At 60.4% G+C, this 12,205-nt stretch carries 6 protein-coding genes and 4 pseudogenes; 5 read left to right on the top strand and 5 right to left on the bottom strand.

The window, feature by feature from the left end:
• Positions 1–276: 276 nt before the first annotated feature.
• Positions 277–1,635: a polysaccharide biosynthesis C-terminal domain-containing protein gene (locus tag ACFQJB_RS09365; RefSeq protein WP_379726548.1), complete on the top strand. Its 1,359-nt coding sequence runs from the start codon at positions 277–279 to the stop codon at positions 1,633–1,635.
• A gap of 59 nt (positions 1,636–1,694) precedes the next feature.
• Here the strand turns inward: ACFQJB_RS09365 and aglF are convergent.
• Positions 1,695–2,402, bottom strand: a pseudogene (aglF, locus tag ACFQJB_RS09370) (UTP--glucose-1-phosphate uridylyltransferase AglF); the annotation flags it as partial.
• A gap of 137 nt (positions 2,403–2,539) precedes the next feature.
• Between aglF and aglM the strand changes: the two are divergent.
• The 3 genes and pseudogenes from aglM to ACFQJB_RS09385 all read left to right on the top strand — a co-directional run bounded on the left by aglM (position 2,540) and on the right by ACFQJB_RS09385 (position 6,677).
• Entirely contained in the window at positions 2,540–3,832 is a 1,293-nt protein-coding gene (aglM, locus tag ACFQJB_RS09375) for a UDP-glucose 6-dehydrogenase AglM (RefSeq protein ID WP_379726551.1), read from the top strand.
• Positions 3,833–3,908: 76 nt separating this feature from the next.
• A pseudogene (locus ACFQJB_RS09380) lies at positions 3,909–5,711 on the top strand (ABC transporter ATP-binding protein).
• Positions 5,712–5,766: 55 nt separating this feature from the next.
• Positions 5,767–6,677: pseudogene (locus tag ACFQJB_RS09385) on the top strand (NAD-dependent epimerase/dehydratase family protein).
• A gap of 477 nt (positions 6,678–7,154) precedes the next feature.
• Here ACFQJB_RS09385 and ACFQJB_RS09390 read toward each other — a convergent pair.
• On the bottom strand, positions 7,155–7,691 hold the full coding sequence (locus ACFQJB_RS09390; protein ID WP_379726553.1) for a DUF7342 family protein: 537 nt from the start codon (positions 7,689–7,691) through the stop codon (positions 7,155–7,157).
• A gap of 144 nt (positions 7,692–7,835) precedes the next feature.
• Between ACFQJB_RS09390 and glmU the strand changes: the two genes are divergently transcribed.
• A complete protein-coding gene (gene glmU / locus ACFQJB_RS09395) occupies positions 7,836–9,035 on the top strand; it encodes a bifunctional sugar-1-phosphate nucleotidylyltransferase/acetyltransferase (protein WP_379726555.1) in 1,200 nt (399 codons plus the stop codon).
• Positions 9,036–9,068: 33 nt separating this feature from the next.
• Here glmU and glmM read toward each other — a convergent pair whose 3' ends face one another.
• From glmM to ACFQJB_RS09410, 3 genes and pseudogenes are all read right to left on the bottom strand, one after another.
• Positions 9,069–10,400 carry a phosphoglucosamine mutase gene (gene glmM, locus ACFQJB_RS09400; RefSeq protein ID WP_379726558.1) on the bottom strand — a complete coding sequence of 444 codons (1,332 nt, stop codon included), beginning with the start codon at positions 10,398–10,400 and terminating at the stop codon, positions 9,069–9,071.
• 48 nt (positions 10,401–10,448) lie between these two features.
• A pseudogene (locus ACFQJB_RS09405) lies at positions 10,449–11,857 on the bottom strand (class II fumarate hydratase).
• Between the two features lie 68 nt (positions 11,858–11,925).
• Positions 11,926–12,189, bottom strand: coding sequence for a BolA/IbaG family iron-sulfur metabolism protein (locus ACFQJB_RS09410; RefSeq protein WP_379726561.1), 264 nt, complete (start codon positions 12,187–12,189; stop codon positions 11,926–11,928).
• Positions 12,190–12,205 lie beyond the last annotated feature (16 nt).

Here is a 12,205-nt window from a genome sequence, read left to right on the forward strand (position 1 = left end):
GCCGTACGCGCGAGGTCTACGACCCCCGGTTCTCGTAGACGTGTTTGGCCCGCTCAAAGTGGTGTCTCATGGAACGACCGAATCGATCCTGGAATAAGAACGTCCGGTATTCGGGGAACGAACCGACGGAGTAAAGTTCACAACTCGGTGTGGATTAAGCGACGCTTCCCCGCGTGACTCACAGATGCGACTCGGACAAACCTCCGTTATCCACTTTCTCTCCAGTCTGCTAGCTTCCGTACTGGATTCGTCGCTACCATCTACATCGCGCGGCAGTTGGGCGCCGAACCGCTCGGCGTCTACAACGTCGTGATAGGTCTTGTCTCGTGGCTCGCCATCGCCGGGAAGGTCGGTCTCTCCAAGGCGATATCCAAACGCGTCTCGGAAGGGGTTGAGCAGGGCGCGTACACGTCGGCTGGAGTAATCATCATCGGCGCGATGTTCCTCGTCCTCGCCGCCGGCATCATCCTGTTCCGGTCGCAAGTTGTCGACTACGTCGGATACCCGGCCACGGGGTTCATCGTCCTAATTTTGCTCGCCGTATTGCTAAACGGACTCGTTAACGCGCTCCTCATGGGACTCCATCTCGTCCACGTGAGCGGGGTGCTCTCACCGATTCGGACCGGCGGCCGAGCGATAGCCCAGATAGCGCTCGTCGCCGCGGGTGCCAGTACGATTGGGCTCTTTCTCGGGTACATCGTGGGATTCGTCGTCGCTATCGCCATCGGCGCGTACTACGTCCTCCGGAACGTGCCCGAACTGTCCCGCCCGGAGCGGCGCCACTTCGAGAGCCTCGCGAACTTCGCGAAGTTCTCCTGGCTCGGAAGCCTCCAGTCGAGTATGTTCAGCTACACGGATGTACTCGTTCTGGGTGTCTTCGTCTCCTCGGGACTCATCGGCGTCTACGCCGTTGCGTGGAACATCGCACAGTTCCTCATTCTGTTCAGCGGCACGCTCCAGTCGACGCTGTTCCCCGAGATGAGCTCCATGTCGGCGGAGGGGAACCCACAGGCAGTCGCGCGAATCGTTGAGCAGTCGCTCTCCTTCGGCGGTCTATTCCTCATCCCCGGTCTGTTCGGCGGCACCCTACTGGGCGAGCGCATTCTCCGACTCTATGGCCCCGAGTTCCCGAAGGGGGCCACGATACTGACGCTCCTGATAGTCGCGAACCTCATCATGGGCTACCAGACGCAGTTTCTCAACACGCTCAACGCCATCGACAGACCCGACCTCGCCTTCCGGGTCAACATCGTGTTCGTCGGCACCAACATCGCACTCAACGTTGGACTCATATATTTGTACGGCTGGGTTGGCGCCGCGGTCGCGACCACCACCTCAGTCGCTATCAGCCTCGTGTTCGCGTACCGCTACGTCGACGCTATCATCGACTTCGACGTGCCGACAGGTGAAATAGGGAAGCAGTGGTTCGCTGCGGCTCTGATGGCTCTCCTCGTGTATGGTGGCCTGTACATCGAGAACACCTACCGCTTCCTCGGCCACAACATTGCCGTCCTGTTCGTTCTCATCACCGTCGGCGCAGGCGTGTATTCCCTCACATTGCTCAGCATCTCGACCGAATTTCGAGAAATAGTAGACCGGAATGTTCCCGTCGCGCTCCCGCTCATTTCGCGGTGATTCAAGCTACCGGGTGACGGCTGACGTTCTGAGACGCGGTTACGCCGTCGTCTCCTGCTTTTCCTCAGGCGGTGCTCTGCTTCGTCTCGGTCTTCCGGATACCCAATGTCGATCCGCCAGCCTTCAAGTTCGATAGCGTCGATGGTACGGCCGCTCCGAATGAGCAGATCGATAGCCTCGCTGATCTCGTACTCGCCGCGGTTCGAGGGCTGGACAAGATGGCAGGCGTGAAATATTTCGGGCGTGAACGTGTAGAAGCCAGTCATCACCAGGTTCGATGGCGGGTCGTCGGGTTTCTCGATAACATCAGTGATCTCACCGTACTTGTTGGTGTCACAGACGCCGTATCGGCTTGCCTCCTCCCACGGTACTTCCTCGACGAGGAACGCCGCATCGGCCCGGTCCTCGCGCTGGCGACGAACAACGTCCTCGAGGTTTGCATGGAAGATGTTGTCCCCGAGCATGAGCATGAAGTCGTCGTCGATGTGCTCTTCGACGGAGAGCAGCGCGTGGGCCAACCCGTTCTGTTCGCGCTGGTGGGTGTAGGTGATCGGCACGCCCTCGTACTCGTCGCCGTAGTGATCGATGATCCGCTCTTTGAGATAGCCGACAACGACAACGAGTTCGTCGGCACCCAGCTCGACGAGTTGGTCGAAACAGTGCGTCAGGATGGGCTGGCCGTTGACCTCGACCATCCCCTTCGGTTTGTCTTCAGTAAGCGGGCGAAGCCGTGTTCCTTCGCCGGCTGCCAGCACGACTGCTTTCATTGTGTCCCATCAGAAACTGTGCATCTGTATATCCCTTTTTATCACGTAGAATACACGATCCCCACCACAGCACGCGGTTCGGAAGCAGAGCTGTAAGAACCAAAGGTTGACTACGACCGGCGTACAGGTCTCCCCCAATGCGAATCAGTATTATCGGTAGCGGCTACGTCGGCACAACAATTGCCGCGTGTTTTGCCGATATGGGCCACGAAGTCGTCAACGTCGATATCGACGAAGAAATCGTCGCCGCGATCAACAGCGGCAAGTCTCCGATCCACGAACCGGGACTCGACGACCTGATCGCCACCCACGGCGGCGACATGCTCACCGCAACGACCGATTACGACGACGTACTCGACACCGAAATCACGTTCCTCGCGCTGCCGACGCCCTCCCGCGAGGACGGCAGTATCGACACCTCGATCATCGAAGCCGCCGCCGAGAGCCTCGGGGGAACACTACAGGACAAGGACGGCGACCACGTCGTCGTCACGAAGAGCACGGTCATTCCGACGACGACCACGGAAACCCTGGCACCGATCATCGAAGCCGCCTCGGGGAAAACGCTCGGCGACAATCTCCACGTCGCAATGAACCCGGAGTTCCTCCGCGAGGGAACCGCTGTCGAGGACTTTCTCGATCCCGACAAAGTCGTCTTCGGGGCCGAAAGCGACACTGCACTCGACACGCTCCATGGTGTTTTCGAGCCGCTGATCGAGCAGACCGATCCAGCTATTGTTGACACCGGCATCGAGGAAGCCGAGATGATCAAATACGCCAACAACGGTTTTCTCGCAGCGAAAGTCAGCCTGATCAACGACATCGGAAACATCTGTAAGGAGTACGGCGTCGACGCCTACGAGGTCGCCGACGCAATCGGCCTCGACAACCGGATCAGCGCGCGGTTCCTCCGGAGTGGGCTTGGATGGGGAGGTAGTTGTTTTCCGAAAGATACTGCTGCAATTAAGTCTGCAGCCCGCGAGCAAGGATACGAACCACGCATGCTCGACGCCGCAACCGAGATCAACGACCGACAGCCAGTCCGTTTGCTCTCGCTGCTCGACAACCACGTCGATGTCGCCGGCGAACGCGTCGCTGTCCTCGGCCTCTCGTTCAAGCCCGGCACCGACGACATCCGGAACTCGCGAGCGATTCCGGTAATCGAAGGACTGAACAAGCGTGGCGCGACCGTCGTCGCCTACGATCCGGTCGCAACTGAGAACATGCGCGAGCGGTTCCCGGATATCAAGTACGCCGACTCACCGAAGGCTGCACTCGATGACGCGTCGGCCGCACTCGTCATCACCGACTGGCCGGAGATTGCCGACCTCGACGACGAGTTCGATACGATGTCGACACCAGTCGTCATCGATGGTCGTCATGCTATCGATCGGCGCGACGGGATCGTGTATGAAGGATTGACATGGTGAGAAGGAAACGTCGTTCCCGCTATATGCGTGATAGCCTTCCACAGCCCTTTCACCCGTGCTAAGATAAGCCGGAGCAATGACTGAGAACACTGCGCCCGGTGACCTCACGTGGGGTGAGAAGCTATCCGCTCTCGCACGGGTCGCTCGCTACCGCCCGACGTTCACCGCCGGGCTCATCCTCCTTGGTGGGTTCGTCGCCGCTCTCGAAGGCGTCGGCTCGGCTTCATCCACCCAATTATTGAGGTCGCACAGGCCGAGGGCCCCGTTGATAGCGGCGGGCCAGTGTTGGAAACCTTCCTTGCGATCTACGAGTTCCTCGGTGTTCCCTTCGAGCTCGGCTACCTCCTCATCGGCGTCACCGCGGTGATGACCATCCGGTATACGCTCTCGTTTCTCGTCGCGTGGCTGAAGGCGTGGCTCGCAACCCAGTACGAAACAGCCCTTCGAACCCGGGCATTCGACGGCGCGCTTGCGGCGAACGTCGGCTACTTCGACGCCGAAGGCTCCGACGATATCCTCAACGCGATCATCACCGAAACGCGATTTTTTCGGCCAAGTGATCGAAAAAGGCGTGATGACCATGGAGCGGCTGTTTCTGGTCGGGATGTATCTTGCTATCATGCTGTATATCACACCGTTGATGACCGCTCTCGCGGTTGGCATCCTCGGGACAATCACGGTCGTCCTCCGGGTTGGCATCGAGCCCGCCGTCACCGTCGGGACGCGCGTCGCCGAGGCTAACGAGCGCGTTCAAACTGCCGTGCAAGCCGGCACACAGGGGATTCGCGACGTGAAGCTCTTCAGGATGTCCGGGGAGCTGTTCGAGAGCTTCCGTGGCGCGATCGACCAGTACGCCGACGCCGAGGTCGCCATCTCCCGCAACGAGGCGGCGATCACAAACTTCTATCAGCTTGCCGCGGCGGTCACCATCTTCGTGTTGATCTACGTCGGCTTCGTCTTCTCGGGGCTCGAACTCGGCGAACTCGGGATCTTCCTCATCGCCATGTTTCAGCTCGCGCCGTGGGTGAGCACGCTTAACAGTCAGCTGTACAGCCTCGAAGGCGCGCTCTCGCATCTCGTCCGCACCCACGAGTTCCTCGACCGACTTGACGACCGCCAAGAGAGCGGCGGCGACAGACCGGTCTCGTCGGTCGAAGAGGTGACGTTCGACGATGTCGCCTTCAGCTACACCGACGACGAGCAGGTACTCAATGGCATCTCTTTCGATGTTGCTCGCGGCGAGTTTGTCGCCTTCGTCGGCCAATCTGGTGCGGGCAAGTCCACCATCGTCTCGCTGCTCGCCCGGCTGTACGATCCCGACAGTGGAGAGATCCGCGCCGACGGCACACCGATCGAGACGTTCGATCTCCAGCAATGGCGGGAGCGGATCGCCGTCGTCCGCCAACGACCGTTCATCTTCGACGACACACTCGAAGGAAACCTGACGGTGGGAAACCGTGAAGCGACCCGAAAAGAGGTCGAACGAGTCTGTGAGATAGCCATGGTCGATGAATTTCTCGATGAACTCCCGAATGGCTATGACTCACAGCTCGGCGACGATGGCGTCCGGCTCTCTGGTGACCAACGCCAGCGGATCGCGGTCGCCCGTGCCCTGCTGACCGACGCTGATTTTCTCATCCTCGATGAGGCGACCAGTGATCTCGATTCGGGCATCGAAGCCGACCTGCAAGCGTCGATCGAGTCGATGGATCGGGAAGTCGGGATCATCGCCATCGCTCATCGTCTATCGACGGTGCGGAACGCCGACCGGATATACACACTCGACGACGGGCGTATCGTCGAGGCAGGCACCCACAACGAGTTGTTGGCGGAAGCAGGGGCCTATGCCGAACTGCACGAGATGCAGTCGAGCGCGTGATCACGGTCGGCAATCAAACCAAAGTAGTGATGAAAGACAAACCCGAGAAGTGAGTATGGACGACCAGCGCGTCCTCGTCACCGGCGGGGCGGGGTTTATTGGTTCGAACCTCGCCAACCGGCTCGCCGTGGACAACGACGTGATCGTCGTTGACGACACCTATCTCGGGACGCCAGCAAACCTCTCCGAGGACGTTGAGTTCGTCGAGAGCTCGATCCTCAATGCCGACTTTCCCGCCGCTGTCGACGTGCTGTTTCATTTGGCGGGCTACTCGTCGAGGGATATGCACGAAGAGAATCCTCAGCGCGGCTGTCGGGTCAACGTCGAGGGGTTCGTTAACACCGTCGAACAGGTTCGCAAGCAGGGCTGTGAGACAGTCGTCTACGCCTCGACCTCCTCGATCTACGGGAGTAGAACCGAGCCGTCGCCGGAGAGTATGTCGGTCGAATCTCAAACCGCCTACGAGGCCTCGAAACTCGCCCGCGAACGCTACGCAGAATATTACGCTAACCACCACGATATGAACATGGCTGGCCTGCGTTTCTTTTCGGTGTATCAGGGCTTCGGCGGCAACGAGGAACACAAAGGCGAGTACGCCAACACGGTCGCGCAGTTCGCCGACGCTATCGCCGATGGAGAGGCCCCGAAACTGTTCGGCGACGGCAGCCAAACACGGGATTTCACCCACGTTGAGGATATCGCCCGCGCCTGTGAACTCGCCGCCGACCACGAACTGACGGGCGTCTATAACGTCGGTACCGAGGAAGCCTACGCCTTCAACGAGATGGTCGAGATGATCAATGACGCGATCGACACCGATATCCCGAGTACATCGAGTGTCCCTTCGACGGCTATGTTCACGATACAATGGCCGATATCTCGAAGTTCCACGAAGCAACCGGCTGGGAGCCACAGATCAGCTTCGAAGAGGGCGTCGAACGCGTCTGTGAGCCGTATTACGACTAAGGCAAATACGAGCTAGGTGTCATATAAATCATCACGAATTCTGGTCGTGTGAGTCCCAGACATCGGCAATCCGTTGAGGGATATTTGCGATAGTTCTTGTGAAAATATCATTTGGGTGACAGTCAGACGGCTGGTCAGCAATCGCGTCGGCAGAACTGGCTTTTGGTGGTGGATGGAAATGAGTTCTCGTTGTGTGTGGGTTCACGTGTTTGTCCCACCGACATTGCCAGACTTCATCGGAGGTGTGCGTTTCAATGTAGTGGAAATTATAGTCTCCGTTCGTATACCACTGTATTTCGATCCGAGCACCCTGAATCCGATCGGGATACTGGTCACGATCAAGTTCGACGACAACAAGCGAGAGTATTCCGCTGGTGTATTCTGTACGGACGGTTTCGGCCAGTGGGTGTGTTCGTGCTCTCTCAGCGAGTAGTTCGAGGATCGAATCATCAATCGGTGCTGCCGACCCATCCATATCTACGCGGTGAGTCGGTCGTCTGTCCGGCGAGCAATCCGAACAGCTTCCTTATGCCGGTCGATAGAAGTTTGGACTGTTGCCCATTCTGAGAGCTCTTCAAGCCGCTCTTCGAGATCAGTATGGCTTAGCTCCGTAGATAACTCAACCGTTTCAGGGGTTGGTTCATCGAATCGGGCTTGGAATTGTTCGTCTCGATCTTCGAGCTCGGCAAGTGTGGTCAGCAGCTCTTCAGCTGTGTTGGTTGTCGCCAGTCTGTTGGCTCGTTGCCATCGAATATACGCCTCATTACGGACATAGCGCGTTCCCGAGGGGTCGTCAACTTGGTGGACAACTCCAAGCGCAGCAAAGTCTTTCAGATGTTTTCGAGCCGCATTTTCCGAACAGGCTGCCCGATCAGCGATCGCCGTGACGGGTGCTGGCTCTTGGAGACCAGTAATCACCGACTGAATCCGTCTTCGTGTGTCCTCCGTCTCCGTCCACACCGCTTGTTCCTCGGAGAGTGTGGCCGCCGATGGCTCCGGGTCAAACTCGCTCATAGTATATATTTGATTTATATGCTCAAATAACTTATCCCATCTCCACAGCCTCAGCAGACTACAACTTGATACGAGAATACTCATGAGCTACAATTATCTCTATGAGAGCAGAATAGTTTTGCCGGCTGCACCGAACGATCAGCCATGCAGACAGTCGTCCTCGCAGCCGGTCAAGGAACACGGATGCGACCCCTAACCGACGCGACACCGAAACCGATGCTGCGGGCCGCCGGCAGACCCCTGCTCGAACACACCCTCGACCGCGCGGCCGACGCCGGGGCCAGTCGGTTCGTCGTCGTCGTCGGCTACGAGGCCCGCCAAGTCCGCGATCACTTCGGCGACAGCCACCGCGGGCTCGACATCGAATATGCCGAACAGACCGCCCAGCGTGGCACCGCCGACGCCGTCCGGGCGGCCGCACCCGAACTTGACGACGCCCCGTTCGTCGTCCTCAACGGCGACGCACTCTACGACCCCGAGTCGCTGGCGGCGCTGTATGAGTCCGGCCCTGCGGTCGGCTCCTACCGCGTCGAGAACCCTTCGAACTACGGCGTCCTCCAACTTGATTCGGATGACGACACGCGCGTCACCGGCGTCGTCGAGAAGCCAGCCGAGCCCGATTCGAACCTGATCAACACCGGCTCGTACGTATTTCCGGCGGCAGCCAAGGATCGCCTCGACGTATCAACCTCCGAACGCGGCGAGTTGGAACTGACAGACGTCCTCGAAACTGTCTGTGGGGAGACCACGGTGACGGCCGTCCCCTTCGACCGCTGGCTGGATGTCGGCCGACCGTGGGAACTGCTGGCCGCCACCGAATGGCTCTCGGAATCGCTTGAGACCCGGCTTGACGGCACCGTCAGCGACGACGCAACCATCGAGGGAGCGGTCGTCGTCGAACCCGGGGCAACCATCAAACCCGGCGTCACTATCGAGGGCCCAGCCTACATCGGCCGCGACGCGACTGTCGGCCCGAACGCCTACATCCGCGGGGCGACCGCCGTCGGCGCGGGCGCGAAAGTTGGCCACGCCGTCGAGATCAAAAACAGCGTCCTGCTGCGCGATGCCACGGTCGGCCACCTCTCGTATGTCGGCGACAGCATCCTTGGCCGCGGCGTCAACTTCGGTGCGGGGACGAAAGTCGCCAATCTCCGCCATGACGACGAACCAGTCGAACTGGCCGTCAAGGGTGACCGCGTCTCAACAGGCCGCCGAAAATTCGGTGTTGTCGTCGGCGACAACGCGAAAACTGGGATCAACACGAGCCTCAACGCAGGCGTCGTGTTGGGCACAGAAATGACAACAACACCGGGTGAAGTACTGACGCGCGATCGACGGGAGTGAAAGCAGCCGAACGCTGTTGATCGCACTCTGCCGTTACTCACGAGCGGCCTCAACGCGGTCGACGGTTGCAGCAAGCAGATCATCGGCCACGTCTTCGGTCTCAGCTTCGGCCGTAATCCGGATCAACGGTTGGGTGCCGCTGGGGCGCACCAACACCCACCCATCGGCTGTCGAGACACGCACCCCATCAATCGTTGTGACATCGTCGTAGGCGTCTCTGAGCTTCTCGGCGACCCGTTCCATGACGGCTGTCTTGTCGTCGACTTCGATGCTTCGGCGTTGGATCGGATAGGTCGTCACCGAAGCAACTTGCTCGGCGAGTGACCCCTCAGCGGCGACAAGCGCGGTCAACTTCGCGGCTGCCAGCGAACCGTCTGGACAGAGGGTTTCATCGGGCCAAATCCACGCCCCGGAGGGTTCACCGCCGAAAACAACCTCCTCGCGTGTCGCGGCCTCGGCGACAAACACATCGCCGACCTTCGTTCGCGTGACGCGGCCCCCAAGCGAGTCGATGGCATCGTCAACACAGCGACTGGTGTCAACCGGTGCGGCGACGACACCGCCACCGGCACGGGTGACAGCGCGGCGGGCAAACAGCGCGAGCAACACGTCTTTCGGCACGAACGTGCCGGTTTCGTCGACGGCGACCATCCGATCGGCGTCGCCATCGTGGGCGATCCCGAGATCGGCATCGCTGTGTTCGACCTGCCGACAGAGGGTGGTCAGCGTCTCGGCGGTTGGTTCGCTGGGCCGGCCGGGGAAAGAGCCGTCAGGTTGAGCGTTGAGTGTCGTTACGTCAACGCCGAGTTCGCCGAGTGCGGCGGCGGTCACACTGCCAACACCATTCCCGACGTCGATAACTGCAGAGAGCTCGTCGATCGGTGCATCGGTCTCGATCGCCTCGACGACGGCATTGGTGTGGGCCACAATTGCTCGATCGTCGCTGCGGTGCGTTCCGGACTCGTCCCACGCGGCGAAGGTGTAGGCGTCGTCCTCGACGATCCCGGCGATCCGGTTGCGGCGGTCGGTGTCGAAGGCTTGCCCTGATGGCGTCCAGAGTTTGAGACCGTTGTCTTCCGGTGGATTATGGGAGGCTGTCACGACGATCCCGGCGGCAGCATCGAGTCGTGCGATACTCCGGGCGACTGTCGGCGTTGCTGCTATCCCGAGGTCGATCACGTCCGCACCACATTCCCGACAGCCGGCGGCAACGGCGTCACGCAGAAAGCCACCACTCTCTCTGGCATCGCGGCCGAGGACAACCGTTTCGGCTCCATCCGTGGCAACTGCCCGACCGATTGACAGCGCAAGGTCGGCTGTGACAGCATCGCCGACCGGCCCGCGAATCCCGCTGGTTCCGAACATATGGCGTGGGTACCGCCACACGGATAGAAAACTACCGAAGGGGGTCGCTTAGTCGTCGGTGCCAAGAATGACGCGGTGGGTCATCGATTCGGGGTCAAGCACCTCATCGGCTTCTGCTTCGGTGAGGTATCCCTCGTCGACAGCGACTTCCTTCACCGTCTTGCCCTCGGCGAGTGCCTGTTTTGCCACTTTGCTGGCCTTGTCGTAGCCGATGGCCGGGTTGAGCGCGGTCGCCAGGGCCATGCTCTGTTCGACCTGCTCGGCACAGTGTTCCTCGTTGGCTTCCAGTTTGGCAACGAACCGCTCGGCGAACACTTCTGAGCCGTTGGCAATGAGTTCGGCTGACTGCAGGAGGTTGTGCGCCAAGACTGGCTTGTAGAGGTTGAGATCAATCTGGCCGTCGGCCGCGCCAGCCGAGACCGCGGCGTCGTTGCCGACGACCTGTGTGTGGAGTTGGTTGACTGCTTCGGCGACGACGGGATTGATCTTGCCGGGCATGATCGACGATCCCGGTTGGTTCTCCGGCTGTTCGATCTCGCCGAGGCCGTTGCGCGGTCCGATGCTAAGAGTCGAAGGTCGTTGGCGATCTTATTCAGCGAGCCGGCGACCGTCCGGAGCGCACCGTGAGCCTCGCTCATCGCGTCGTGGGCGGCCTGGGCTTCGAAGTGGTTGTCGGCCTCGCGGAACGGCAGCCCGGTTTCCTCAGCGATATACTCGGCCGCGCGCTCGGGGAACTCAGGGTGGGTGTTGAGCCCGGTGCCGGTCGCCGTCCCGCCGAGGGCGAGTTCGGCGAGATGGGCCTGTGCGTTTTCGACGCGGTCGACCCCTTTTTCGATCTGGGTGCGGTAGCCGCCGAACTCCTGGCCGAGTCGAACCGGCGTTGCGTCCTGCAGGTGGGTGCGGCCGGTTTTGACGACGCCGTCGAACTCGTCTTCCTTCTTGGCGAGTTCGTTGGCCAGCGTTTCGAGTGCGGGCACAACGTCGTTAGCGAGGGCTTCGAGGCTGGCAACGTGCATCCCCGTCGGGATCACGTCGTTGCTCGACTGGCCGTAGTTGACGTGATCGTTCGGGTGGACTGCGCGGTCGCCGATCTCGTGACCCATGAGCTCGGCGGCGCGGTTGGCGATGACCTCGTTGGCGTTCATATTCGAGGAGGTGCCGGAACCGGTCTGGAACACGTCGACCGGGAACTGATCGTCGTGCTCGCCGGCGATGACCTCGTCGGCCGCATCGATGATCGCCGCAGCGATCTCGTCGTCGACGAGGCCGAGATCGCGGTTTGCCTGCGCCGAGGCTTTCTTCACGATACCGAGCGCGCGGACGAACCGGCGGCCGAAGCTGATCCCTGAGATGGGGAAGTTCTCGACGGCGCGTTGGGTTTGGGCTCCCCAGTAGGCGTCGGCCGGGACATCCATCTCACCGAGACTATCGGATTCCGTACGGTAGTCGTCTGACATACCAAAACCAACGATCGAATCCGGGGTAAAAGCTACTGATTGCCGCGCAGGTGTTGCGTTTCGCTCCGCTACTCGCCGTGTTCCTCGTATTCCTCGGGCGTGTAGGTTGTGAGCTCGATGGCGTGGATGTCGGTCGTCATGTGCTCGCCCAACGCGTCGTAGACCTGCTGGTGTTGATCGACCAGCGTTTCACCCTCGAAAGCCGGCGAGATGACAGTAGCGGCGAAATGGGCGTCCTCGAACTCCTCATCGACGCTACGGGGACGGCTAACGGTTGCTTCACAGTCCTCGATCCCAGCTTCGATAGCGGCCTCGATGTCGGCGGCGTCCATACCGGATACCCGGTGG

Source organism: Halonotius sp. GCM10025705, assembly GCF_042662885.1.
GTDB lineage: Archaea > Halobacteriota > Halobacteria > Halobacteriales > Haloferacaceae > Halonotius > Halonotius aquaticus.